Here is a 26032-nt window from a genome sequence, read left to right as displayed (position 1 = left end):
TCGAGGACGCGAGCGTAACAAGCACGGGTGTCTCGATATCAACGATGAGCCACGGCCATGACTTCCGATCCTGGCACATCGCGTCATTTCGCTGCGGCGCGGAATTTGGTCGCTACTGGGGCACAGCGGACATTGGCCAAGCCCGCGACGAACGAACTCGATTCATGAGAACGCGTCATGAGTACGCGCCCTGATAGGGGCCGTCGCGCTCAGGTCTCCTACACCACCGCCAGCTTGCGGTCGATCACCAGCAGCACGCGTTCGAGTTCGTGGCCGCGGCGCAGGATCAGCCCGGTCGCGGTGATCACGCTGTACATGCCCTGCTTGCGCGCCAGCCGCGGGTCTTTCTCGATGCGATAGATCGGGACTTCGGAGGCGCGGCGGAACACTGAAAACACCGCGCGGTCTTTCAGGAAGTCGATGGCGTAGTCGCGCCACTCGCCGTCCGCGACCATGCGGCCGTACAGGTTCAGGATACGATTGAGTTCCAGACGATTGAACGTGACGCGATTTGGCAAGGGACTGGTTTGCCCGGGGCTCGCAGTGGCGGTGCGCGCCACTGCGCGACTCTCGCTTGGATCAGTGTCCTCCGACATCGAACTCATCGAGCGCCTCCTGTCATCCTCCCGACATGATTGCGCTAACCGCCGGGCACCGCAAGGGCCATTGTAAACACAACGAAAACCGCGACGGATTGTCCGTTACCCGCGGGACACACCGAGTCACGCGATCGTTAGCAGAATCTTATTGCTGCCCCACTTCCGCCAACCGACCGCCCCGCTGGATTGCGACAAGATGATTCTGCGTTGGCCCGGTCCTTTCGGTTCCGGATTCCTCAGCCCCCAGCCCCCCGGGGCCGTCGGGATCGGGCCTGTTCGCAGGGGAGTTAATCCCGAACCTGGGCCAACGAAAGTTGGTCCTTTTTCGTTTCGGGCGTCTTTCGTTTCCGGGGTCCTGCTGGCGTCAGCCACGGTCCGGCGACCGCCAACCTTCGCCGGCAGCCGCGACGTCCGTCCCCAAAAATCCAAAGAGAACTAGCGCAGCGGCGTATAGGCCGCGCCGAGCATCGGGCCCGGCTTCTCGCGATTGCCGTCCTGGACATAGACGACCGCGGCATCGACGCCCTCGCGCGAGATATTCTCGATCGGCACGCTCCAGCTTCCGGAATTGCCGTTCCAGTCGCCGACCTTCAGCAGATTGCGCACCACATTGTAGTAGGTGATTTCCCGGCCGCGATTTTCGCCGCGCCCGATCGAAATCGGTACTGCCTTCGAAACCGAGCAGATCCAGACTTCGCCATGCGCGGCCATCGGCGCCTTGCTGGCGGCGACCGAAACATTGATCTGCTTGCCGGACAGCGTCATCGTCACCGGCACCGACATCACGCCATCGGTCTTGGTCGTATCCTGGATCGCGCCTTCGATGCTGGCGCGGTCGCTGCCGATCACGTGCGCCGAACCGTTGACGATCATCTGCGGCGTATAGACGTCGCGATCGCCGCGCATATGCGAGTAGGCTTTCTGGCGGGCGCTGAAGCGCGAGTCCGCCAGCGTGTCCTTCCAGCCGAGATAATCCCAATAGTCGATCGGCATGCTCAGCGCGATCACCGAAGGGTCCTTGGAGAGCTCGCCGAGGATCTTGTCGGCGGGCGGACAGGACGAACATCCCTGCGAGGTGAACAGCTCAACCACGGCGCGCGGGTCGGCGTGGGCGGGACGGATGATAGCGACGATCGCAAAGACACTTAGCGCACTTGCACTGAGCGCTCCGGACCACCGCGAAATACGATTATAGGCCATCATCGCTGTCATACTGCGAACCGGTCGTAACGATTTCCATCCGTATTTGTACGGGGCATGATCTGATCCCTGTGAGCGTGCCCCAAAACGCGCGAAAGCGGCCTTTTCATAGGCCGCCTTCTTGCTTGTCGCCACTCACTTCGCAGTGAGCCCCTGATCACAAATCCGCGTCAGGCCGCGAGATTGCGCAGCACATACTGCAGAATACCGCCGTTGCGATAGTACTCGAGCTCGTCGAGCGTATCGATGCGGCACAGCAGCGGCACCCGCTGCAGCGAACCGTCGCCGGACACGATTTCCGCCGTCAGGGTCTGACGCGGCTTCAGTTCGCCCTGCAAGCCCCGGATGGTGACCTTCTCGTCGCCCTTCAGGCCGAGCGAAGACCAGGAGGTGCCGTCCTCGAAGGTCAGCGGCAGCACGCCCATGCCGACCAGGTTGGAGCGATGGATGCGCTCGAAGCTCTGGCAGATCACGGCGCGAACGCCGAGCAGCCGGGTTCCCTTGGCGGCCCAGTCGCGCGACGAACCGTTGCCGTATTCGGCGCCGGCGAACACCACCAGCGGCACGTGCTCTTGCTGGTACTTCATCGCGGCGTCGTAGATCGACATCTGCTCGCCGTCGGGCCAGTGCTTGGTGAGGCCGCCTTCCGGAATGTTGCCGTCGGCGCCCTTCAGCATGAAGTTCTTGATGCGGATGTTGGCGAAGGTGCCGCGCATCATGATCTCGTGATTGCCGCGCCGCGTGCCGTACTGGTTGAAGTCCGCGGGCCGCACCTGATGCTCCGACAGATACTTTCCGGCCGGCGAGGTCAGCTTGATCGAGCCTGCCGGCGAGATGTGGTCGGTGGTGATCTTGTCGCCGAACATCGCCAGAATCCGCGCATCGACGACATCGACGATCGGCTCGGGCTCCTTCTTCATGCCTTCGAAGTAGGGCGGGTTCTGCACGTAGGTCGAGCTCATGTTCCAGCGATAGGTCTCGCTCTCGACCGTCTTGATCTTGCGCCAGTTGGTGTCGCCCTTGAACACGTCGGCGTAACGCTTCTTGAAGATCGTCGCGGTGACGAACTTCTTCATGTAGGCGTTGATCTCCTTGGTCGTCGGCCAGATGTCCTTCAGGTACACCGGCTTGCCGTCCTTGCCGTTGCCGATCGGCTCGACCGCGAGGTCCTTGGTCACCGTTCCCGCCAGCGCGTAGGCCACCACCAGCGGCGGCGAGGCGAGATAGTTGGCTTGCACGTCGGGGCTGACGCGGCCTTCGAAGTTGCGGTTACCCGACAGCACCGCGGCGGCAACGATGCCGTTGTCGTTGATCGATTTCGAAATCTCCTCCGGCAGCGGGCCTGAGTTGCCGATGCAGGTGGTGCAGCCGAAGCCGACCAGGTTGAAGCCGACCTTGTCGAGTTCGGTCTGCAGGCCGGAATTGGAAAGATACTCCGCGACCACCTGGCTGCCCGGCGCCAGCGAGGTCTTGACCCAGGGCGCGGCCTTCAGGCCCTTGGCGGCGGCGTTGCGGGCCAGCAGGCCGGCGCCGATCAGCACGCTCGGATTGGAGGTGTTGGTGCAGGAGGTGATCGCCGCGATGACGACGTCGCCATGGCCGAGATCGAACTTGCGGCTCTCGACGGCGTAGCGTGACGAGGCGTCCGCGGCCTTCTTGTATTCGCTGCTCATCGCCGCGGAGAAGCCGGCGGCGACCGCCGGCAGCGCGACGCGGCCTTCGGGGCGCTTCGGTCCGGCCATCGACGGCACCACGTCGCCGAGGTCGAGCGTCAGCTTTTCCGTGAACACGGGATCGGCGGACTTGGCGGTGCGGAACAGGCCCTGCGCCTTGGCATAGGCCGCGACCAGCTTGACGCGGTCCGCCTTGCGCCCGGAGGTCTTGAGATAATCGATGGTCGCGGCATCGACCGGGAAGAAGCCGCAGGTCGCGCCATATTCCGGCGCCATGTTGCCGATGGTGGCCTTGTCGGCGACCGAGAGATGATCGAGGCCGGGGCCGTAGAACTCGACGAACTTGCCGACCACGCCCTGCTTGCGCAGCATCTGCGTCACCGTCAGCACCAGGTCGGTCGCGGTCACGCCTTCCTTCAGCGAGCCCTTGAGCTTGAAGCCGATCACTTCCGGCAGCAGCATCGATTGCGGCTGGCCGAGCATCGCGGCTTCCGCCTCGATGCCGCCGACGCCCCAGCCGAGCACGGCAAGGCCGTTGACCATCGTGGTGTGCGAGTCGGTACCGACCAGCGTGTCGGGATAGGCGACCTCGAAGGTGCCGGTCTTCTTGCCGACCGTCAGCTTCTCCTTGCGGGTCCACACCGTCTGCGCGAGATATTCGAGATTGACCTGATGGCAGATGCCGGTGCCGGGCGGCACCACGGAGAAATTCGAGAACGCCTTCTGGCCCCATTTCAGGAACTCGTAGCGCTCCTGGTTCTGCTTGTATTCCTCGACCACGTTCTTGCCGAACGCCTTGTTGTCACCGAAGAAGTTCACGATCACGGAGTGGTCGATCACGAGATCGACCGGCACCAGCGGATTGATCTTCTCGGCATCGCCGCCGAGCGCCTGCATCGCGTTGCGCATCGCGGCGAGATCGACCACCGCCGGCACGCCGGTGAAATCCTGCATCAGCACGCGCGCGGGACGGAACGCGATTTCGTGTTGCAGCTTGCGCGTCTTCAACCATTTCGACACCGCGACGATGTCGGCCTTCTTGACCGTGCGGTCGTCCTCGAACCTCAGCAGGTTCTCCAGCAGCACCTTCATCGAATAGGGAAGCTTGGAAATTCCCTTCAGACCGTTCTTCTCGGCGGTGGGCAGGCTGTAATAAACATAGGTCTTGCCACCGACCTTGAGGGTCTTGCGGCATTTGAAGCTGTCGAGAGAGGTCATGTGAGGAAATCCCAATTCTCAGTTATACCCGGCAAGGGTATTTAAACACCGCCGCTTGGTCGGCCTATTGGCTTGCGGCGGCCGATTGTGTGCTGCATCAAGTTCCGGACTTATAGAATCTTTCTAGAAGCGCCGCCACACCGACAATCGTGCGGCAGCATGGCGCGACCCACAAATTTGAATGCGCTACCCATAGCTTTCAGAGGGCTGGGTTTTCAGAGGGCTGTGAAGGGACAAGATGCGGCTCTCGGGACGCCAGGTCAGTTGTATCAGGGGCGGCCGCGAGGTGTTTTCCGGCCTCGATTTCGAGGCTTCGTCCGGCCAGGCCCTTGCCGTCACCGGCCCCAATGGATCCGGCAAGACCTCGCTGCTACGCCTGATCGCAGGGCTGCTGACGCCGGCGGGCGGATCGTTCGACCTCGAAGGCGGCGAAGCGGAACTGACCCTATCAGAACAATCCCACTATCTCGGCCATCGCGACGCGCTGAAGCCAGCGCTCAGCGTGACCGAAAACCTGTCGTTCTGGTGCGATTTTCTGGGCGGCGATGTCGCCGATCCCGGCCAATGCCTTGCTTCGGTCGGGCTCGGCCATACGACCCACCTGCCCGCGGCGTACCTGTCGGCCGGGCAGCGGCGGCGGTTGTCGATCGCCCGGCTATTGGTGGTGCGGCGGCCGGTCTGGTTGCTGGACGAGCCGACCTCGGCGCTTGATGCCGCTGGTCAAGGCCTGTTCGCCGGCCTGACGCGCGACCATCTGGCCGGCGGCGGCATCGTCATCGCCGCCACCCACGCCCCGCTCGGCATCGAGGCAGGGGAATTGCGGATGGGGGGCGCCGCATGACCGCCCTCGCCGCGTTGATCCGACGGGACATCAAAATCGCACTGCGGGTCGGGGGCGGCGCACTGATCGGCGTGCTGTTTTTCCTGACCGTCACGGTGCTGATGCCGTTTGCGATCGGGCCGGATCTCGCGCTGCTGACCCGGCTTGGCCCTGCGATCCTTTGGCTCGGCGCGCTGCTCGCGAGCCTGCTGACGCTCGATCGCCTGTTCACATCGGACCATGACGACGGTTCCCTCGACCTGATCGTGATGGGCCGGACCCCGCTGGAACTCGCCTGTGCGGCGAAAGCGCTGGCGCACTGGCTCGCCGCCGGGTTACCGCTGGTGATCGCAACGCCTGTGCTCGGGTTGCTGTTGAACCTCGATGCCGCCGCGACCGCGGCGGTGGCGCTGACGCTATTGGTCGGGACCCCGGCGCTGACATTTACCGGCATGATCGGCGCGGCGCTGGCCGTGACATTACATCGCGGCGGGTTGTTGCTGGCGGTGCTGGTGCTGCCGCTGTCGATCCCGGTGCTGATCTTCGGCGTCGCGGCCTCGCAGGCCGCGATATCAGGACCGCTGTCGTTCGGAACGCCGTTTTCGATCCTGTGCGCGCTGTCGCTGGTCAGTTTCGTGATCGGGCCGTTCGCGGCGGCGGCCAGCCTGCGGCATGGACTGGACTGACACCCATTTGACGCCGATCAACTCTCGCGGAGGCGAAATGAAACAAACCAAGCCGCATTGCCTGCCCCGCCGCTGACGACTATCAGGATGCCATGACGCTGCTCGACCTCGCCAATCCCACCAAGTTCCTGTCGCTGACGGCACGCGTGCTGCCGTGGCTGGCGGGCGCAACCGCGATCCTGTTGCTGATCGGCCTCTATCAATCGGCGATGGCGCCCGACGACTACCAGCAGCGCGCCACCGTCAAGATCATGTTCATCCATGTGCCGAATGCGTGGCTGTCGATGTTCGTCTGGGGCGTGATGAGCCTTTCGGCGCTGGGCACGCTGGTATGGCGGCATCCGCTCGCCGACGTCGCCGCCAAGGCCGCCGCGCCGATCGGCGCCGCCTTTACCTTCCTGGCGCTGGTCACCGGCTCGCTGTGGGGCAAGCCGATGTGGGGCACCTATTGGGAATGGGACGCACGGCTGACCTCGGTGCTGATTTTGTTTCTGATGTATCTCGGCCTGATCGCGCTGTGGCGCGCGGTCGACGATCCCTCGCGCGCCGCGCGCGCGGCGGCAATCCTGACACTGGTCGGCGCGATCAACCTGCCGATCATAAAATTCTCGGTCGACTGGTGGAACACGCTGCATCAGCCGGCCTCGGTGATGCGGATGGGCGGCCCGTCGCTCGACAAAGCCTTCCTGATTCCGTTGCTGGTGATGGCGGTCGGATTTTCGCTGCTGTTCGTTACCCTGCATCTGGCGGCGATGCGCAACGAGATCCTGCGCCGCCGCGTCCGCGCCTTGCAGATGATGCAAGCCAGCCAGCAGGCGGCGTGACGCCATGGCACTCGGTTCCTACGCCACCTTCATCGTAACGTCCTATGCGCTGGTGGCGGCGGTGGTGCTGATCCTGATCGTCTGGATCGCGATCGACTATCGCCGGCAGAAGGCGCGGTTGCGCGAACTCGAGGCCAGCGGCGTGACGCGCCGGTCCGGCCGCAACGCAACGGATATCCGATGAGCGAACCCGCACCATCGGATGTCGGGCCGAACAGCCGGCGCTGGCTGGTGGCGTTGCCGCTGATCGGCTTCGCAGCACTCGCCGGACTGTTTCTGGTGCGGCTGCATGGCGGCGATCCATCCAGGATCCCCTCGGCCTTGATCGGCCGCCCGGCGCCGCAAACCGCGCTGCCGGCGCTGGAGGGCCTCGCCGTCAACGGTGCCGCGGTGCCTGGGCTCGATCCATCCGCGTTCAAGGGCAAGGTCAGCGTCGTCAACGTCTGGGCCTCCTGGTGCGTGCCCTGCCACGACGAGGCACCGCTGTTTGTTCAACTGGCCAAAGACAAGCGGCTGCAGCTCGTCGGCATCAACTACAAGGATTCCCCCGACAACGCCCGCCGCTTCCTCGGCCGCTACGGCAATCCGTTCGGCATCGTCGGCGTCGATGCCAACGGCCGCGGCTCGATCGAATGGGGCGTCTACGGCGTGCCCGAGACCTTCGTGGTCGGCCGCCAAGGCACCATCCTCTACAAGATGGTCGGGCCGGTGACGCCGGACAATATCGACAGCGTGCTGAAGGTTGAAATCGAGAAGGCGCTGCGCGCGGGGACGTAACTGCTCGCCGTCATTCCGGGGCATCGCGCAGCGATGAACCCGGAATCTCGAGATTCCGGGTTCGCATCTTCGATGCGCCCCGGAATGACAAGACAACAATTAACTCCAAATAATTATTCGCTTTTATCTGCCGTTCATTCTGGGGCCATGGCGCCGCCACGAATCCGAAGCTAATTCAATGCTGTTACTTAAACCGTCCTTGGAGGGACACTTCTATGCGCCATTTCACGCTCGCTTCCGTTCTCGCAACCGCGCTCACCTTGGGCATGCTGACGGCGACCCCGTCGATGGCCCAGACCGCGCAGCCCGCCGCCAAATCCGACGGCAAGATGATGGCTCCGGCTCCGAAGGCACCAGCCGCCGAATCGAAGATGGCGCCGGCGCCGAAGGCCGAGCTGCTCGACATCAATTCGGCAACCGCCGACCAGCTCGACGCGCTGCCCGGCATCGGCAAGGCCTATTCGGCCAAGATCATCGCGGGCCGCCCCTACAAGGGCAAGGACGACCTGGTGAGCAAGAACATCGTCCCGCAGAAGACCTATGACGGGATCAAGGACAAGATCATCGCCAAGCAGAAGAGCTGATCTTCTCGTCATTGCGAGCGAAGCGAAGCAATCCATCTTCCCACGTAAAGAAAGAATGGATTGCTTCGTCGCTTCGCTCCCTTGCGCAAACGCTTCGCGTTTGTTGCAGGCAATGACGGAGCCGCGCAACCGCGCCCCTACTTCGTCACATCGCCGCCATCCGCCTCGCTCGCCTCGAGCGTGGCCGGCTCCAGATGATAGCGCTTGGTCAGCGGCATCTGGGCGATCGCAAAGATCATCGTCAGCGGCGTAACGCCGAACACTTTAAAATTCACCCAGAAGTCCGTCGTCTGGGTGCGCCAGATGATTTCGTTCAAGATCGCCATGCCGAAGAAGAACAGCGCCCAGCGCAGCGTCAGGATGCGCCAGCCCTGCGGCGTCAGGTTGAACATCTGGTCGAACATGATGGCGATGAAGGAGCGGCCGAACAGCAGCCCGCCGCCGAGGATCGCGGCGAACAGGCCGTAGATGATGGTCGGCTTCACCTTGATGAAGGTTTCGTCGTGCAGCACCAGCGTCAGCGTCCCGAACACGATGACGATGACGCCGGTGACAACAGCCATGATCGGAATGTGCCGCGTCACCACATAGGACGCGATCATCGCCGCCACGATCGCCACCATGAAGGCGCCGGTGGCGACAAACAGATTGGCTTTGGCGTTGGCGATAAAGAACACGAGCAGTGGCCCGAGTTCGGTCGCGAGCTTGAACAGCGGATGCGGCTGGGTCTTGTCCATTTCATATCCTGTGTCTGCCGTCATCACCCGCCTTGTGCGCGTTGCGCACTGGAGCGGGTGATCCAGTATTCCGGGGCGCCTCGATTCCGATCAGCAGCGCGGCGTACTGGATGCCCCGCCTTCGCGGGGCATGGCAAGTGAAAACCTAAGACTCAATTCCTGCGATCGCGTTGGCGAAATCCCGCGCGGTGAACGGCGCCAGGTCTTCGATGCTTTCGCCGACCCCGATGAAGTGCACCGGCAGTTTGAACTTCTCCGCCAGCGCCACCAGAATGCCGCCGCGCGCGGTACCGTCGAGCTTGGTCATGACAAGGCCGGTAACCCCTGCGGTACGATGAAATGCCTCGACCTGCGACAGCGCATTTTGTCCCACCGTGGCGTCGAGCACCAGCAGCACGGCATGCGGCGCCGACGCGTCGACCTTCTTGATAACGCGAACGACCTTTTCCAGTTCGTTCATCAGCTCGGCCTTGTTCTGCAGCCGGCCGGCGGTGTCGACCAGCAACACGTCGACCTTCTGCTCCTTCGCCGCGGTCAGCGCGTTGAAGGCAAGGCTTGCCGAATCCGAGCCCTGCGCGCCGGCGATGACCGGCGACTTGGTGCGCTCGCCCCAGACCTTGAGCTGTTCGATCGCGGCGGCACGAAAGGTGTCGCCGGCGGCGAGCATCATCTTGCGCCCTTCGGCGGAAAGTTTCGCCGCCAGCTTGCCGATGGTGGTGGTCTTGCCGGAACCGTTGACGCCGACCACCAGAATGACGAACGGCTTTTGCGAGGCGTCGATCTCCAGCGGCTTGGCGACCGGCGCCAGCACTTTCTCGACTTCGGTCGCGACCACCGTTTTGACGTCTTCGGCCGATATCGCCTTGTCGTAGCGGCCGGCGCCGACGGCGGTCGCGATGCGACCTGCGACTTCGGTGCCGAGATCGGCGCGCAGCAGCACATCCTCGATATCGTCGAGCATGGCGCGGTCGAGCTTGCGCTTGGTGACGAGATCGGCAACGGCGGACCCGAGCGAACTCGAGGTTCGCTTCAGGCCGCCCGAGAGCCGCCGCCACCAGCTCAATTTGGGGGTTCCGGGAGTGGTATCGTTCATGTCGGGGCTGTGTTAGCGGTTTCGCGCCATGAGCGAAAGTCACAACAAACCGTTTGATATTCCCGGATTGACCGCGGAAGAAATCCAGGCCCGCGTGCTTCACCGCGACGGCCTGATGCTGGTCATCGACAAGCCCGCCGGCCTGCCGGTGCATCGCGGCCCCAAGGGCGGCGCCAATCTGGAGGCCTCGTTCGACGGCCTGCGATTCGGCCTGCCGCGGCCGCCGGTGCTGGCCCACCGGCTCGACAAGGATACCTCCGGCTGCCTGGTGCTGGGACGCCACCGCAAGGCCACCGCCTCGCTTGGCCTGCTGTTCAAGCACGGCAAGATTTCAAAGACCTATTGGGCGGTGGTCGAAGGCGGGCCAGCTGAGGACGAAGGCACCATCGACATGCCGCTTGGCCGCCTCAACGAGGAACGCGGCTGGTGGCAGAAGCCGGACCCGGACGGTCAAAAAGCCGTCACAAACTGGAAAGTCTGCGGACGTGGCGACGGCCTCGCCTGGCTGGCGCTGGAACCGGTCACCGGCCGCACCCATCAACTGCGCGTGCACACGTCGGCCACGGGCTGGCCGATCGTCGGCGACAACATCTATGGCAACGGCCCGCGCTTCGGTGAACCCGTCCTGCATCTGCATTCCCGCGAGATCGGGATTCCGATTTCAAGGAACAAGGAGCCGGTGCGCGTGGTGGCGCCGGCGCCGGAACATATGCACGAGCGGCTGCGCAAGTGCGGGTGGAACGGCGAGTAGCGGCGTTCCCCTTCCCCTCCCAACCTCCGTTGTCATCATCCGCGAAGGCGGATGATCCAGTATTCCAGAGGCGGGTGTGATTTGAATCGAGAAGCCGCGGCGTACTGGGTCGCCCGGTCCCGGCTACGCCAAGGCTTCGCCGAGGCTTCCCTATGTTGGCTCGCCGCAGCTTTAGCGGAGGCGGCAAGCCGGGCGATGACAGCGAAACTTGCGGCTCACACCGTCAGCCGCGCGCCATCATTTCCCGTCACAACCAGCGCCCGCACCGCGCCCGGCGTTTCGCCTGAGATCGCCACCGGCAGGAAATGCTCGGTGCGGCCCTGGCGCTTGCTCTCGATCAAAACCTGACGCGTTGCGCCTGCCTCCGCCGCCAGCCGCTTCTGCAGCGCCGTCTCACCCGCCGCGCGCAATCGCTTCGCGCGCTCCCTGATCACCTCGCCCGCCACCTGCGGCATCCGCGCCGCCGGCGTGCCCGGACGTTTCGAATAGGGAAACACATGCAGGAAGGTGAGATCGCATTCGTCGACCAGATCCCGCGAACGCGCGAACATTTCTTCGGTCTCGGTCGGAAAACCTGCGATGATATCGGCACCGAGCGCAATGTCCGGCCGCAGCCGCCGCACCTGCGCGCAGAATTCAATGGCGTCGCGGCGCAAATGCCGCCGTTTCATCCGCTTCAGGATCAGATCGTCGCCGGACTGCAGCGACAGGTGCAGATGCGGCATCAGCCGCGCATCATCCGCGATAACGTCGAGCAGGTCGCGGTCGGCCTCGATCGAGTCGATCGAGGAAATCCGTAAGCGTTTCAATTCCGGGACATGTCGCAGGATCTGTTTTGCAAGTTGCCCGAGCTTCGGCTCGCCCGGCAGGTCGGCGCCGTAGCTTGTCATATCGACGCCGGTCAGCACGATCTCGGCATGGCCGCGTTCGACCAGCGCACGAACCTGATCGACGACGGCGCCCATCGGCACCGAGCGCGAATTGCCGCGGCCGTAGGGGATGATGCAGAAGGTGCAGCGATGGTCGCAGCCGTTCTGCACCTGCACGAATACGCGAGGCAATCCGGCCTTGAAGCCGTCGAGCAGGTGCGGCGCCATTTCCTTCACCGACATGATGTCGGCGACCGCGATTTTCTCGCTTGTCTCGATGCCAAAGCCGCCATCGAACGCCGCACGCGCCTCGCGCCAGGCCTGCCCACGCATTTTCTCGTCATTGCCGACGACGCGATCGACCTCGGCCATCCCGGCAAACATGTCGGGCTGGGTCTGCGCCGCGCAGCCGGTGACGACGATGCGCACCTCGGGGCGCTCGCGCTTCAGTCGCCGGATCGATTGCCGCGCCTGCGCCACCGCCTCGTTGGTGACGGCGCAACTGTTGATGACGACGGTATCGCAGAGGCCAGCGCGCTCGGCCTCGCGCGCGATCACCTCGGATTCGAAGGCGTTGAGGCGGCAGCCGAAGGTGAGGACGTCGACGCTCATCTCACGCCAGCCACTTAAGCAACCGACGCGAACAGCGCCGGATCGAAACGGCCCTCATATTCGAAATCGGCGGTGCCGGTCATCAGCACATGATCGTCGCGCTCGCGCCATTCGATCGAGAGCTTGCCGCCGGGTAGCGTCAACTCGACGGTACGGTTGGTGCGCTTCAGCCGGGCGGCGGCGACCGCGGTGGCGCAGGCCGCCGAACCGCAGGCGCGCGTCAGACCGGCGCCGCGTTCCCAGGTGCGCATCGTAATGTGATCGCGATCGACGATGTGGGCCAGCGTGATGTTGGCGCGATCGGGAAAGATCGGGTGATTTTCCAACAACGGCCCGAAGCGTTCGAGATCATAGGCGTTGACGTCGTCGACCCAGAAGATCGCATGCGGGTTGCCCATGCTCACCACCGAGGGCGAATGCAGGATCGGCGCGTCGATCGGCCCGACCTGCAACTCGATGTAGCGGGTGTCGCGAAACTCCTCGGCCAGCGGAATGTCCTGCCAGCCGAACTTCGGCGCGCCCATATCCACCGTATAGAGATCGGGCGCCGGCCCCTGCCAGCAATTCAACAGCCCGGCCCGGGTCTCGAACGTCACGGCGGACTGGCCGGTCTTCTCGAACAGGCGGCGCACCACGCAGCGCATGCCGTTGCCGCAGGCGCCGGCTTCCGAGCCGTCATTGTTGTAGATCTTGATGAAGGCCTCGGTGCCCTGCAGCCGCGGCGGCTGCAGTACCATCAGCTGGTCATAGGGCACGCCCGCCGGCGAAGCCACCGCGCGCGCCTCCTCGGCGGTGACGGCGGCCTTCGAATCGCGCAGATCCACCACCACGATTTCGTTGCCGATCCCGTTCATCTTGGCAAAGGCGTGATTGGCAAGCGCGCTCATGGATTTTCCCAATTTCCGCCTGCTTATATGGCGAATGATAGCCAATTGCCTAGTGCGCAGGGGTGCATGACGCATCTGTCATGGGACGAAAGCAGACCTCACGTGTTAGGAACGGATCGCGCCTTTTGCGGGCATCGGCCGGGACACGCCGCGAGCGCTCGATGTGCCGCAGGCGCTTGGTGGGATGGAGAATGACTGAATGAACCGTATCCGCACGTTCCGCTCGGCCCTGGTCGCGCTGATCCCTGTCGTGGCGATCGCGCTGGCCGGAGCCGCTTTGGCGCAGGCCCCGGCAGCCACGCCAACCCCGACCCCGCAGGCCACGCCGGCACCCGCCACCTCCGCACCCCCCACCGCGACGCCGGCCACGACTCCCACCCCTGCCGCATCGGCTACCCCCGCGCCCTCAGCGACGCCGGCCCCGGAGGCAAGCCCGTCGGCAGCGCCGTCACCCCCGCCGGCCACCGCGCAGACCCCGGCCGCCCCGCCGCCGGCCGCGACCGTTCAGACCGCCGACCCGTTCGGCGAGCCGTTCGCGCTGGAGCCCAAAAAGGTGGTGGTCATGAAGGGTACCGCCAATTGGGATGCGGCGTTCGACACCCTGATCGATTCGTTCAAGGCGCTGACCGCGCTGCTCGACAAGCAGGGCATCAAGGCCACCGGCAATGCGATGATCGTCTACACCTCGACCGACGATACCGGCTTCACCTACCTGGCCGAAATTCCGGTCGAACAGGATCCGAAGAACCTGGCCAAGGACATGAGCATGGGCAAATCGCCCGAGGGCAAGGCACTGAAGTTCGTCCATCGCGGTTCCTATGACAACATGGACAACACTTATGAGGCGATCACCAATCACCTCGACGACAAGAAACTGGAAGCCAAAGACACCTTCATCGAGGAGTACATCACCGATCCCTTGAAGACCGCGGAAGACAAGCTGGTGATCAACGTCTATGTGCCGCTGAAGTGATCCGCATGAAGCATTCGCTCGCGCTCGCCGTCGTTGCCGCCGGCTGGGTCGCCACGCCTGCGTTCGCGCAGACGCCACCGCCGATAATCTCCGTGATCGGCGAGGCCACCGTGTCGGTGCCGCCGGACCAGGCGCAGATCGACGGCGGCGTGACCTCCGACGCCAAGACCGCGCGCGAGGCCTCCGACGCCAACAACGCGGCGATGGGCAAGGTGTTGCTGGCGCTGAAGGGCGCCGGCATCGAGGAAAAGGACTATCAGACCTCGCGGTTGTCGCTGCAGCCGCAATACGCGCCGAACCGCTCCGGTCCGTCACCCGTCACCGGCTATCGCGCCAGCAACCGCGTCACGGTGCGGCTGCGCGACGTCACCAAGGTCGCCAACATCATCGACGTCCTGGTCGGCGCCGGCGCCAACGAACTTGGCGGCATCAATTTCATGGTGTCGCAGACCTCAAAGCTGCTCGATGACGCCCGGGAGAAGGCGATCGCCGACGCCCGCCGCAAGGCTGAAATTTACGCCAAGGCGGCCGGCGTAACGCTCGGCGAACCGCTCAACATTTCCGAGGAAGGCTCGGCTCCCCCTGTGTTGCGCGGCAAGATGATGGCGCCCATGGCAGCCGGCGCCCCGGTAGCACAGGGCGAAGAGACGCTGTCGGTGACGGTGGGCGTGTCCTGGGCGATCAAGGCGAAGGAATAATCTGCCGTCGTCGCGGCTACGCATTCCGTCGTCATTGCGAGGAGCGTCAGCGACGAAGCAATCCACACTTGCTTTGTTGCGCGATGGATTGCTTCGCGGAGCCTGTCATCGGGCCGGCCAGAGGCCGGACCCGTTGGCTCGCAATGACGATCACCGCTCGTGCAGAACATCCTGCTGATAACGAATGAGCGGCGACAGCAGATAATCCAGAATCGTGCGCGACCCGGTCTTGATCTCCACTGTCACCGCCATACCGGGCGACAAATCAACCATCCGATCGTCGATCCGCATCTTGGTGCGATCAAGCGATACGCGGGCGCTGTAGTTCAACTCCTGGCCCTTCGGTTCGCTGGAGTCGTTTGGCGTGCCCGCGCGGCGGTCGCCCGAGCGATCCTGCTGTTGATCTCGAATGATGGCATCCTGCGACACGTTCAGGACCTTGCCGCGCAGCAGCCCGTAGCGGGTGAAATTGAAAGTATCGATCTTGATCTCGGCTTCTTGTCCGGGGTGGACAAAGCCGATGTCGCGGTTCGATACCATCGCCTCGATTTCCAGCCGGCTGTCGCTTGGAACGATGACCAACAGCGCCTGCGCGGGGGTGACGACACCGCCGACCGTGTGGATCGCGAGCTGCTGCACCACGCCGTCCACCGGCGAAGTCAACTGCTGAAGTCTGGTCTTCTGCTGGGCCTTGATCAGGTCCTGGGCAAGTCCGCCGGCCTTTTGCTCGGCCTTGGCGAGTTCGTCCGACAGCGTGTGCCGGTATTCGGCCGCTGCCTGGCCGCGGGTCTCGCGAATCGCTGCCACCGCCGCCTCCGCTTCCGTTAGATGGCTTTTCTGGACGCTGAGTTCCTCCTGCTGTTCGACCAGCAACTGCAGGGTCTCGAAATAGGTGATCTTCGAACTCAGCTCCCGTTCCATCAACGTCTTGCGGATATCGACGCGTTGCTGGACCACCGGAATCATCGCTTCGAGCTTGTGGATGGTGGCTGCGGTCGTGGCCTGTTCGGCCTCCTTCTGCGCCTGTTGACGTGCCAGCGCCGCGATCTTGGCGCGGTGCTCGGTCACCTGATTGAGCAGGAGCTGGCGCTGGGTGCCGACCAAACCCGGATCGGCGCCGGCAGGCGCGACGAAATCCGGCTCGCGATCGTCGACGGCCGCAAGCGCGGCACGCAGCCGCGCGATGTTAAGCTGCTCGGCGAGCAGATCGTTTTGGGAATGATCGCGTTCGGCCGCGTTGACGGTCGGATCGAGCTCGATCAGCACGTCGCCGGCTTTCACCACCTGCCCGTCCTGCACCCCGATCGAACGCACCACGCCGGTCTCGAACGGCTGGATCACCTTGGTGCGGCCGCTCGGCATGATCTTGCCGGTTGCCGATGCCACGATGTCGATGGTCCCGAACCAGGACCAGATCAGCGCCAGACAGAACAGCAGGATGATGTTCGCCACCAGCAGGCGGCCGATTGGCGACGGCGGCGTCTCCACGATCTCGAGCGCGGCCGGCAAAAAAGCGAGTTCGTCGCCGCGCCTCTCCGGCCTGGGCTTGAACGGAATGACGGTTTGCGCCGGCTTGACCGGCAAGGTCTGGCTAGCCGACTTCATAGATTCCTCCCTGCATCCGATGCAGCGTCGCGTAGCGGCCGCCGGTCTTGATCAGGGCATCGTGGGTTCCGTCCTCGACCAGGCGGCCGCGTTCCAGCGTCACGATGCGGTCCGCCGCCCGGACGGTGGAGAGCCGGTGCGCGATGATCAAAACCGTGCGTCCCCTGGCGATCTCCTTCATGTTCTGCTGAATGATGCGCTCGCTCTCGTAGTCGAGCGCGCTGGTTGCCTCGTCGAAGATCAGGATTCGGGGGTCGGCGATCAACGCGCGGGCAATGGCGATCCGCTGGCGCTGGCCACCGGAGAGCGTCGAGCCCCGCTCGCCGACGACGGTGTCGTAGCCTTCGGGCAGTTCGAGGATGAATTCATGCGCGCCCGCCAGCGTGGCCGCTGCGACGATGCGCTCCATCGGCATCGCCGGATCGCTGAGCGCGATGTTCTCGCGCACCGAACGGTTGAACAGCACGTTTTCCTGCAGCACCACGCCGATCTGGCGACGCAGCCCGGCCGGATCGGCCATCGCAATATCGGTCCCGTCAATCAGGACCCGTCCGCTTTCCGGCACGTAAAGCCGCTGCACCAGTTTTGCAAACGTGCTCTTGCCCGAGCCGGACGGACCGACGATGCCGACCATCTGTCCGGCCGGGACATCGAAGCTGATATCGTGCAGGATTTCCTGGCCATCGACCCGGTAACGAAACGTCACGTGGTCGAAGCTGATGTTGCCGCGGAGCGCGGGCACCTGTGTGCGACCCGCCGAATAGGTCGGCTCCGCGGTCGTGTTCAGGATATCGCCCAGCCGCTGCACCGAAAGCCGCGCCTGGTGAAAGTCCTGCCAGATCTGCGCCAGACGCAACACCGGGGCGCTGACCCGGCCGGCCAAAATATTGAAGGCCACGAGTTCGCCGACCGACAGGCCGCCATCGATCACCAGCCGGGCGCCGAAATACAGGATCGCCGCGGTAACGACCTTGCTGACGAACTGGACCATCTGGCTCGCGGTATTGCCTAGGCTGAGGACCCGAAAGCTCGCCGTGACATAGCCCGCGAGTTGCTCCTCCCAGCGCCGCTGCATCTGGGGCTCGACCGCCATCGCCTTGAGCGTCTCGATCCCGGTCACGCTCTCGACCAGGAAGGCCTGGTTCTCGGCGCCGCGCCGGAATTTATCGTCGAGCCGTCGCCGGAACAGCGGCGTCACGCCGGCCGAGATCGCGATGTAGAACGGGAACGAGCCGAGCACGATCCAAGTCAGCGGCGGCGAATAAGCGAACATGACCGCGAGAAACACGAAGGTGAACAGCAGGTCGATCGCCAGCGTCAAGGCAGAGCTGGTGAGAAAATTGCGGATGTTCTCGAGTTCGCGCACCCTCGCCACGGAATCGCCGACCCGCCGTGCCTGGAAGTAGGCCATCGGCAATGCCAGCAGATGACGGAACAGGCGCGCACCGAGTTCGACGTCGATGCGGTTGGTCGTGTGCGCAAACAGGTAGGTTCGCAGGATGCCGAGAATGGTCTCGAACATCGAGATGGCGACGAGGCCGATCACCAGTACGTCAAGCGTGCTCAGCGAGCGATGCACCAGCACCTTGTCGATCACCACCTGGAAGAACAGCGGCGAGACCAGCGCAAAGATTTGCAGGAAGAACGACGCGACCAGCACTTCGCCGAGCAGACGCCGGTACTTGTGGATCGCGCCGAGAAACCACGTGATGTCGAAGCGCCGGGTGACGTCCGACAGCCCTGCGCGGCGCGTCATCAGGATCAGCCCGCCGTCCCAGATGGCGAGCAGTTCCGCCCGGGTCATGAAAGCGGGGCGAGCCTCCCCGGGTACCTGGACCAGGACCTGGTCGTCGGCGGCCTTGCCGATCACCATGAAGCCGCCGTCACGCAGGCTCGCGATCGCGGGCAACGGCGTCCGGGCGAGCCGCGACCAGTCGGTGCGGAACGACCGCGCCTTTAGCCCGAGGTCTTTGGCGCACCGGAGGATCTCCGATGCGCCGATCTTGTCCGTTCCCAGCCGATGTCTGATCTGCTCGCGATCGGCCGCGACGCCCTGGAAATGCAGCAAGATCACCAGGGTTTCGAGTCCCTGATCTAGTCGATCCGTGCTGCCGGCTTCAGCGTTCATCACTTTTCTCCAAGGCGGTCTTCATCAAGGCAACGCCGCGATCACGCGTGCTGTGGCATCGCCAACACCGGCTGCTGACCCGCCTGCGGATCGGCCATCGGGATCGCACCGAGGCCCGGGCCCGCCGGGACAAAGCTCGACGCCATGAACTGGCCGAGGAGAGCGGCACTCGCAGCCCCCGCCGGGGCGGCAAAACCCTGGATCAGGACGTTGTCGCCGGGCCCGCCGTCGAGCACGTCTTGCCCGCCGCCGCCGATCAGGATGTCGTCGCCGTTTCCGCCGGTCAGGATGTCATTGCCTAGGCCGCCGATGATGACGTCATCGCCGTCGCCGCCATTGGCGGTGAGCTGGATACCAACCGGAAGGCCGGACGCGGTGATGACATCGTCACCGCCGAGACCGTTGATCACGATGCGATCGTTGGCATCGAAGCCTTTGATCGTCACATCGTCGCCGAGGCCCGACACGGTAATCACGCCGTTGCTCTCGCTGATGTTGATGACGTCGTTGCCGTTGGTCGCGTTGATAATAATGGTATCCGCCTGGCCGTCACCGACGCCGCTGCCGGGCGTACCGCTGAGATCGATCGCGACCTGCTTGACGGCAGTCCCGGTCAGATCGTTGACGGTGATGGTGTCGGCACCTCCCAGCGCCGCCACGTTGATGTTCTCGACGCCGTTGAGATCCATCGTGATGTTGGCAACGTCCCGGAACAGCCGCACCCGGCCGCCATTGGCCGAGATGTCGATGTTCTCGGCAATGTTGGCGCCGTTGAACTGCAGCGTGTCGGTGCCGGACTGGCCTTCGACCGTGTCGCTGCCGTCGCCCGGATTCCAGACGAAGGTATCGTTGCCGGCGCCGAGCAACGCCACGTCGTTGCCGCGACCACCGTTGACGATATCGTCACCGGCACTGCCCGTGATGGTGTCGTTGCCGTCGCCACCGTTGAGCGTTAGCTGGAGCTGTGCGGCCGTGATCGCCGACGCGTCGATCACGTCATTGCCGCCGAGGCCGTTGACGACGAGCGCGTCGCCGGCTTCGGCGTTCGCGATCGACACCTGTGCGGCCAGACCGTTGACCACCACCGAGCCACCGCTGTTGACGACGCTGATGTGGTCGTCCGCGGCCGTCCCGTTGGCGATCACCGTGTCACGCTGGCCGTCGCCGCCGGGCGTGCCCGGCGTGGCGGCCAGATCGATCGCCACCTGGGTGACACCGGTTCCGGAGAGATCGTTGACCGTGATGGTGTCGGCGCCGCCCAAAGCGTTGAGCTGAATATGCTCGACGCTGTTGAGATCCATCGTGATGTTGCCGACGTCGCGGAACAGCCGCACCCGGCCGCCATTGGCCGAGATATCCATGTTCTCGCCGACATTGGCGCCGTTGAACACCAAGGTGTCGGTGCCGTCCTGGCCCTCGACGGTGTCGCTGCCATCGCCGGGATTCCAGACGAAGGTATCGTTGCCGCTGCCGAGCAAGGCCACGTCATTGCCGCGGCCTCCGGTAACCGTATCGTTGCCGTCGCCGCCCAGCAGGGTGTCGCTGCCGCCGCTGCCGATGATGGTGTCGTTGCCGGCACCGCCATCCAGGACAAGGTTCATGGCGCTCGATTGAGCACCGGACGCATTGATGGTGTCGTTGCCGTTGCCGGCGCTGACGGTCAACGTATCGCCGGCCTCCGTACCGCTGATGCCGATCTGCGCCGCCAGCCCCGCGACGATGACCGAGGTCCCGGAATTCGAGATCTGGATCTGGTCATCGCCGCCGGTGCCGTTGACAGACACGGTGTCCGCCTGGGCATCGCCCTGGCCGCTGCCAGGCGTAGCGCTCAAATCGATGTTCACCTGCTTGATGCCGGTCTTGGTCAGATCGCCGACCGTGACGTTGTCCGCACCACCCAACGCCACGATGTTGACCTGCTCCATGCCGTTGAGATCCATGGTGACGGCGCCGACATCGCGCGTGAGCCGCGCGCGGGTTCCGTTGGCGGAGAGATCGATCTTTTCGCCGACGTTGGAGCCGTTGAACTGCAGCGTGTCCATGCCGTCGCCGCCCTCGACGACGTCGCTGCCATCGCCGGGATTCCAGACGAACGTGTCGTTACCGGTGCCGAGCTGCGCTGTGTCGTTGCCACGGCCGCCGGTGATGACGTCGTTGCCGTCGCCGCCGATCAGCATGTCGTTGCCGTCACCGCCGGTGATGGTGTCGTTGCCCGCGCCGCCATCGATGGTGAGCTTGATCAGGCTAGCAAGACCATTCCCCGCCGTGATGACGTCGTCGCCGCCATTGGCGTTGACCACCAGGTTTTCGGTGGTTCCGATATCAAGCGAGAAGGGAGCGGGGCTGATGCGATCGAAGCGTACCCGCGTGCCGTTGGCCGTGATCGTGAATACCTCGGCGCCGTTGCCACCGTTGACTTCGGCGGTGTCGTTGCCGTCGCCGCCTTCCATAAGGTCGCTGCCGTCGCCCGGATTCCAGATCATGCGATCGTTACCGGCCTCGCCGAACATCTGGTCGTCGCCGGCGCCGCCGGTGAGGGTATCGTTACCCGCGCCCCCGAACAGCAGATCGTTACCGCCTTTGCCGAGCAGAATGTCGTCGCCGGCCTGACCGAACAGCATGTCATTGCCCGAACCACCGGTGATGGTGTCATTGCCTCCGCCACCGAACATCAGGGCAGCGGGCATCGCACCGTTGGTTTCGTCGATCGTAAGGGTGTCGTTGCCGTCCTGACCGAACATCTGGATTTTTGCGGTGTTGGCGACCGTTGCTTTGCCACCCTGAATTTGAACAGCGCCGCCATTTACAAGAATGTTGCCGGCCGCATCGCGGCCCACGATGACGCTGTTCTTGTTCGCATCGCCGAAGATCGTGAGAAAACCGCTGGGAGAAAACGTCGCCGTGATAGCCATGCTAAAAAATCCTTCTGAAGGTACAGCCCCTCAGCCTGACGCTTAGTCGCGGTTCGCATGGCAGTCCTAAAGCCGGGCTTCAGGCGAGCTTGAGTTGCTATGGAGATTTCCTGACTGTTTTCCCGGACGTAAATCTGTTTCACGATCCAGTGATTATTCCCCGACTGGCGTGCAATTTCTCGTCACCGATGACGTGCTCGGAGAACCGCCGCGACCTGCGGCGCGGCAATTCGTCGTCACGGCACAGTGCCCAGTTGCGCACGGGCGCCAGGACGACGATGGACTAGATCTCGACTACCTGCCCCGGCTTCAGCGCCGCAAACCGCTCGCGCGGAATCTTCGCCTCATCGAGCGCCGCGCCGAGCGCGATCACAGGCGCATCGATCGCTTCGTCGGTCAACTGGAACGTGCCGTGATGATGCGCCAGTGCTGCTTGCGCGCCGCAGTCGGACAGCGCCTTCACCGCGTCGTGCGGATTCATGTGCTGGTCCTTCATGAACCAGCGCGGCTCATAGGCGCCGATGGGGAGGATCGCCAGCCGCAGCGGGCCGTGCTTCTCGGCCACGCGGCGGAAATGCTTGCCGTCGCCGTAGCCGGAATCGCAGACGATGTAGAGCCTGCCGGCCGGCGTCTCCAATACAAAACTCGCCCACAGCGCCTTGTTGCGGTCGAACAATCCGCGCGCCGACCAGTGGCGCGTCGGCACCAGGGTCACCGCAAGGCCGTTACCGAGTTCGACGCGATCCTGCCAGTCGAACGCCTCGGCTTTGATCGCCGCATCCGCATCGCGCATCGTGACGTCGTTGCCGAGCGGCGTGATCACCCGCGGCGAAAATTTTGCGGCAAGCCTGGACAGCGTCGCGAGGTCGAGATGGTCGTAATGGCCGTGCGACACCAGCACGATATCGATCTTCGGCAGCGCGTCGAACACGATGCCGGGGTCGTTGTGCCGCTTCGGCCCGGCAAACGAGAACGGCGAAGCGCGCCTCGACCACACGGGATCGACCAGGATGTTGAGACCGGCGGTCTGGATCAGCCAGCTCGCATGGCCGACGAACGACAGCCGCAACTTGCCGCCCTCGATCCGCGCGGGTGGCGTGTCGGCATGGGGGCTAGGCACCCACTCCGGCCAGTTTTCGCGTTTCCGGCCAGAGCCGAACTGCCAGCGCAGCACCTCGCCGAGCGACTTCGGCGGTGCGCCGTCGGGATCGAAGAACTGCAGGCCGTCGAAATGGTCGGAGACGGGGCCGTCATAGGTTTTCATGCGGGACATCCAGATTGACGGCACGCCCACGGCCGCGGCGGCCGCGGCGAGCACTCCAAAAACGCGGCGGCGGGTGATGGGCACGGGGCGGGATCACGACAGGAGGAAGCGAAGCGGCATGTTCCGATATATGGCGTGCGCCGGCCCAACAGGAACCCTGCGGGGCAACGACGCCCTCATCGGCGGCCGAAAATTCAACCATTTCCAAAACATCAATTATTACAATGGCATAATAGAGGTATAATAAAACCTCTCTCCGACTTTCCTTGACTTTGCCGCTTTCCGGGGGTTTAACCCCGGCACTTCTCGAAAAGAGGTTCTTTTCGACCCGCCGCCCGGCCCTTGAGACCGGAGGCCAACGCCCGACAGCGCGATGCGCCCTCGGGCGTAAAATTGTTTGGATGACCCTCATCCTGAGGAGCCGCGCAGCGGCGTCTCGAAGGATGAGGCCACGATACCCGGCCCACCCTTCGAGACGCAGGCTTCGCCTGCTCCTCAGGGTGAGGAGAGCAGCAGGATAACGGCATTGTTCGACAGTCTGTCGGAAAAGCTTGGTGGGATACTCGATCGGCTGACGGGCCGCGGTTCGCTGTCGGAAACCGACGTCGATGCCGCGATGCGCGAGGTGCGCCGCGCGCTGCTGGAAGCCGACGTCTCGCTCGACGTGGTCCGCAGCTTCACCGACCGCGTCCGCGAGCAGGCGGTCGGCGCCACCGTCGTCAAGTCGGTCACCCCCGGCCAGATGGTGGTCAAGATCGTCCATGATGAGCTGGTCAATACGCTCGGCTCCGACGGCCAGACCATCGACCTCAACGCAGTGCCGCCGGTCGCGATCATGATGGTCGGCCTGCAGGGCTCCGGTAAAACCACCACCACCGCGAAACTCGCGCGCCGCATGACCCAGCGCGACAAGCGCAAGGTGCTGATGGCCTCGCTCGACATCTACCGCCCGGCGGCGATGGAGCAGTTGGCCGTGCTCGGCCGCGACCTCGACATTCCGACGCTGCCGATCGTGCCCGGCCAGAAGCCGGCGCAGATCGCGCGCCGCGCGCTCGAAGCCGGCAAGCTCGGCGGCTACGACGTGGTGCTGCTCGACACCGCCGGCCGCACCACGCTCGACGAAGAAATGATGAGCGAGGCCGCGGAGATCAAATCCACCGCCAACCCGCATGAAGTGCTGCTGGTCGCGGATGCCTTGACCGGCCAGGACGCGGTCAATCTCGCGCGCGCCTTCGATGCGCGCGTCGGCCTCACCGGCATCGTGCTGACCCGCGTCGACGGCGACGGCCGCGGCGGTGCTGCATTGTCGATGCGCGCCGTCACCGGCAAGCCGATCAAGCTGATCGGCACCGGCGAAAAGACCGATGCGCTGGAAGATTTCCATCCGAGCCGCATCGCGGGGCGCATTCTCGGCATGGGCGACGTGGTGTCGCTGGTCGAAAAGGCCGCCGCCAATATCGACGCCGAAAAGGCCGCGCGCACCGCCGAGCGCATGCGCAAGGGTCAGTTCGATCTCACCGACATGCGCGAGCAGTTGCTGCAGATGGCGAACATGGGCGGCATCAGTGGGTTGATGGGCATGATGCCCGGCATCGCCAAGATGAAGAACCAGATCGCCAATGCCGGGATTGACGACAAGATCATCAAGCGCCAGGTCGCGGTGATCGATTCGATGACGCGGCAGGAGCGCAAGAATCCCGACATCCTCAAGGCCAGCCGTAAAAAAAGGATCGCCGCCGGCGCCGGCTCCAAGGTCGAGGAAGTCAACAAGCTGCTCAAGATGCACCGGAACATGGCCGACATGATGAAGGCGATGGGTTCGGGCAAGCGCGGCCCGATGGCCGGCATCGCGCAGGCGATGGGTTTTGGCGGCGGCATGCCGTCGCCGGATCAGATGAAGGCGCTGGCGGAGAAAATGCCGGGCGGCGCAGCGCCGGGCGGCATGCCTGCACTGCCCAAGGATCTTCCGGCCGGCCTGCGTCAGGGCCTGCCGAACCTGCCGGGTTTAACCGGACTCAGCGGCAAGCCGAATTTGCCGGGCCTCGGTTTTCCGGGGAAGAAAAAATGACCGCTTCCGTCATTGCGAGCCAACGGGTCCGGCCTCTGGCCGGCCCGATGACAGGCTCCGCGAAGCAATCCATCCTTCGCCAACAAAGAAGCTGGATTGCTTCGTCGCTTCGCTCCTCGCGATGACGAACTAATAAAACCATCGCTTAATCCAACCACACTCAGGAGAATCAAATGTCAGTCGTTATTCGCCTCGCTCGTGCAGGCACCAAGAAGCGTCCGGTCTATCACGTCGTCGTCGCCGACTCGCGCTTCCCCCGCGACGGCCGCTTCATCGAGCGTCTCGGCCATTTCAATCCGCTGTTGCCGAAGGACAATGAGGCGCGCCTCAAGCTCGACATGGACAAGGTCAAGGCCTGGCTCGCCAAGGGCGCGCAGCCGTCGGACCGCGTGACCCGCTTCCTGGACGCCGCCGGCGTCGTCAAGCGCGCCGCGCGCAACAACCCGGAAAAGGCCGTGCCGCGCAAGGAGCGCAAGGCCGCCGCTGAAGCCGCTTCGAAGTAAGACGTAACGGCGCACGACGGTGGCAGCACCGATTTGCGTCGCCCGTATCGGCGCCGCGCATGGCGTGCGCGGCGCGGTGAAACTGTGGCCGTTTACCGAAGACCCGCTGGCCGTGATGGATTACGGCCCGCTGATGACCAAAGACGGCGCGCGCCAGTTCGAGGTGACGCACGCCCGTCCGGCCAAGGACCATCTGGTGGCGACGCTGAAGGGCGTTGCCACCCGCGAGGATGCCGAACGCCTCAACGGCATCGAGCTCTATGTCGCGCGCGAAAAATTGCCCGCGACCGACGAGGACGAATATTACCACGCCGACCTGATCGGGCTTGCCGCCGTCAACGCGGCCAACGAACCGATCGGCCGCGTGCTGGCGATCCATAATTTCGGCGCCGGCGACATCATCGAGATCGCGCCGCCCTCCGGCCCCACGATGCTGCTGCCGTTCACCAACGCAGTGGTGCCCACGGTCGATCTTGCAGGCGGACGCGTCGTGATCGAACTGCCGCAGGAAATCGAAGGCGACGACGTTCCGACACTCACGTGATGGCTTC

Annotated in this window: 23 protein-coding genes; 12 read left to right on the top strand and 11 right to left on the bottom strand. The window is 64.2% G+C overall.

All coding sequences use genetic code 11. The features are described 5' to 3' along the window. Positions 1–218: 218 nt before the first annotated feature. The 3 genes from FFI89_RS02155 to acnA all read right to left on the bottom strand — a co-directional run bounded on the left by FFI89_RS02155 (position 219) and on the right by acnA (position 4690). A complete protein-coding gene (locus tag FFI89_RS02155) occupies positions 219–605 on the bottom strand; it encodes a DUF2794 domain-containing protein (RefSeq protein ID WP_138832466.1) in 387 nt (128 codons plus the stop codon). Positions 606–1034: 429 nt separating this feature from the next. Beyond that, entirely contained in the window at positions 1035–1811 is a 777-nt protein-coding gene (locus FFI89_RS02150; protein ID WP_138832464.1) for a thioredoxin family protein, read from the bottom strand. A 158-nt stretch (positions 1812–1969) separates the two neighbouring features. Next, positions 1970–4690: an aconitate hydratase AcnA gene (gene acnA / locus FFI89_RS02145; RefSeq protein WP_138832462.1), complete on the bottom strand. Its 2721-nt coding sequence runs from the start codon at positions 4688–4690 to the stop codon at positions 1970–1972. A gap of 238 nt (positions 4691–4928) precedes the next feature. On the opposite strand from acnA, the gene ccmA reads away from it, so the two are divergent. The 6 genes from ccmA (at position 4929) to FFI89_RS02115 (ending at position 8381) form a co-directional block, all read left to right on the top strand. Continuing rightward, the gene (gene ccmA / locus FFI89_RS02140) at positions 4929–5531 is read left to right on the top strand and encodes a heme ABC exporter ATP-binding protein CcmA (protein WP_138832460.1); all 603 of its coding nucleotides are present in this window, start codon (positions 4929–4931) and stop codon (positions 5529–5531) included. Continuing rightward, the gene (ccmB, locus tag FFI89_RS02135; RefSeq protein WP_138832458.1) at positions 5528–6196 is read left to right on the top strand and encodes a heme exporter protein CcmB; all 669 of its coding nucleotides are present in this window, start codon (positions 5528–5530) and stop codon (positions 6194–6196) included. Before ccmA ends, ccmB begins: the two co-directional genes overlap by 4 nt. 92 nt (positions 6197–6288) lie before the next feature. Then, positions 6289–7020, top strand: a complete 732-nt coding sequence (locus FFI89_RS02130; RefSeq protein WP_138832456.1) for a heme ABC transporter permease — start codon at positions 6289–6291, stop codon at positions 7018–7020. A gap of 4 nt (positions 7021–7024) precedes the next feature. After that, the gene (ccmD, locus tag FFI89_RS02125) at positions 7025–7204 is read left to right on the top strand and encodes a heme exporter protein CcmD (protein WP_138832454.1); all 180 of its coding nucleotides are present in this window, start codon (positions 7025–7027) and stop codon (positions 7202–7204) included. Beyond that, on the top strand, positions 7201–7797 hold the full coding sequence (locus tag FFI89_RS02120) for a DsbE family thiol:disulfide interchange protein (protein WP_138832452.1): 597 nt from the start codon (positions 7201–7203) through the stop codon (positions 7795–7797). The genes ccmD and FFI89_RS02120 overlap by 4 nt, the downstream gene beginning before the upstream one ends. A 215-nt stretch (positions 7798–8012) precedes the next feature. Beyond that, entirely contained in the window at positions 8013–8381 is a 369-nt protein-coding gene (locus FFI89_RS02115) for a helix-hairpin-helix domain-containing protein (protein WP_138832450.1), read from the top strand. A 137-nt stretch (positions 8382–8518) separates the two neighbouring features. On the opposite strand, the gene FFI89_RS02105 is transcribed toward FFI89_RS02115, so the two are convergent. Then, the gene (locus FFI89_RS02105; protein ID WP_138832446.1) at positions 8519–9118 is read right to left on the bottom strand and encodes a septation protein A; all 600 of its coding nucleotides are present in this window, start codon (positions 9116–9118) and stop codon (positions 8519–8521) included. Positions 9119–9263: 145 nt separating this feature from the next. Continuing rightward, positions 9264–10211, bottom strand: a complete 948-nt coding sequence (gene ftsY, locus FFI89_RS02100; RefSeq protein WP_138832444.1) for a signal recognition particle-docking protein FtsY — start codon at positions 10209–10211, stop codon at positions 9264–9266. Between the two features lie 28 nt (positions 10212–10239). On the opposite strand from ftsY, the gene FFI89_RS02095 reads away from it, so the two are divergent. Then, on the top strand, positions 10240–10962 hold the full coding sequence (locus FFI89_RS02095) for an RluA family pseudouridine synthase (RefSeq protein WP_168212750.1): 723 nt from the start codon (positions 10240–10242) through the stop codon (positions 10960–10962). Between the two features lie 215 nt (positions 10963–11177). Here FFI89_RS02095 and mtaB read toward each other — a convergent pair whose 3' ends face one another. Continuing rightward, positions 11178–12443 carry a tRNA (N(6)-L-threonylcarbamoyladenosine(37)-C(2))-methylthiotransferase MtaB gene (mtaB, locus tag FFI89_RS02090; RefSeq protein ID WP_138832442.1) on the bottom strand — a complete coding sequence of 422 codons (1266 nt, stop codon included), beginning with the start codon at positions 12441–12443 and terminating at the stop codon, positions 11178–11180. 14 nt (positions 12444–12457) lie between these two features. Continuing rightward, positions 12458–13330 carry a diaminopimelate epimerase gene (gene dapF, locus FFI89_RS02085; protein ID WP_138832440.1) on the bottom strand — a complete coding sequence of 291 codons (873 nt, stop codon included), beginning with the start codon at positions 13328–13330 and terminating at the stop codon, positions 12458–12460. 199 nt (positions 13331–13529) lie between these two features. Between dapF and FFI89_RS02080 the strand changes: the two genes are divergently transcribed. Continuing rightward, positions 13530–14303 carry a GyrI-like domain-containing protein gene (locus tag FFI89_RS02080; RefSeq protein WP_138832438.1) on the top strand — a complete coding sequence of 258 codons (774 nt, stop codon included), beginning with the start codon at positions 13530–13532 and terminating at the stop codon, positions 14301–14303. Positions 14304–14308: 5 nt separating this feature from the next. Then, complete coding sequence (locus FFI89_RS02075) at positions 14309–15001, top strand: SIMPL domain-containing protein (protein ID WP_138832436.1); 693 nt, start codon at positions 14309–14311, stop codon at positions 14999–15001. A 150-nt stretch (positions 15002–15151) separates the two neighbouring features. Here FFI89_RS02075 and FFI89_RS02070 read toward each other — a convergent pair whose 3' ends face one another. The 4 genes from FFI89_RS02070 to FFI89_RS02055 form a co-directional block, all read right to left on the bottom strand. After that, positions 15152–16606: an HlyD family type I secretion periplasmic adaptor subunit gene (locus tag FFI89_RS02070; protein ID WP_138832434.1), complete on the bottom strand. Its 1455-nt coding sequence runs from the start codon at positions 16604–16606 to the stop codon at positions 15152–15154. Beyond that, positions 16593–18734 carry a type I secretion system permease/ATPase gene (locus tag FFI89_RS02065; protein ID WP_138832432.1) on the bottom strand — a complete coding sequence of 714 codons (2142 nt, stop codon included), beginning with the start codon at positions 18732–18734 and terminating at the stop codon, positions 16593–16595. The genes FFI89_RS02070 and FFI89_RS02065 overlap by 14 nt, the downstream gene beginning before the upstream one ends. A gap of 41 nt (positions 18735–18775) precedes the next feature. Next, on the bottom strand, positions 18776–21646 hold the full coding sequence (locus FFI89_RS02060; protein WP_138832431.1) for a calcium-binding protein: 2871 nt from the start codon (positions 21644–21646) through the stop codon (positions 18776–18778). 283 nt (positions 21647–21929) lie between these two features. After that, positions 21930–22994, bottom strand: a complete 1065-nt coding sequence (locus FFI89_RS02055) for an MBL fold metallo-hydrolase (RefSeq protein ID WP_168212749.1) — start codon at positions 22992–22994, stop codon at positions 21930–21932. Between the two features lie 442 nt (positions 22995–23436). Between FFI89_RS02055 and ffh the strand changes: the two genes are divergently transcribed. The 3 genes from ffh to rimM all read left to right on the top strand — a co-directional run bounded on the left by ffh (position 23437) and on the right by rimM (position 26025). Then, positions 23437–24978 (top strand): signal recognition particle protein, encoded by a 1542-nt coding sequence (ffh, locus tag FFI89_RS02050; RefSeq protein ID WP_138832429.1) that lies wholly within the window; start codon positions 23437–23439, stop codon positions 24976–24978. Positions 24979–25151: 173 nt separating this feature from the next. Next, positions 25152–25481 carry a 30S ribosomal protein S16 gene (gene rpsP, locus FFI89_RS02045; protein ID WP_138832427.1) on the top strand — a complete coding sequence of 110 codons (330 nt, stop codon included), beginning with the start codon at positions 25152–25154 and terminating at the stop codon, positions 25479–25481. A gap of 19 nt (positions 25482–25500) precedes the next feature. Continuing rightward, on the top strand, positions 25501–26025 hold the full coding sequence (gene rimM, locus FFI89_RS02040; protein ID WP_138832425.1) for a ribosome maturation factor RimM: 525 nt from the start codon (positions 25501–25503) through the stop codon (positions 26023–26025). Positions 26026–26032: the final 7 nt, after the last annotated feature.

It is taken from the genome of Bradyrhizobium sp. KBS0727, assembly GCF_005937885.2.
GTDB lineage: Bacteria > Pseudomonadota > Alphaproteobacteria > Rhizobiales > Xanthobacteraceae > Bradyrhizobium.
The sequence above is the reverse complement of the archived record's forward strand: the minus strand, read 5'-3'. Positions and strand labels throughout refer to the sequence as shown.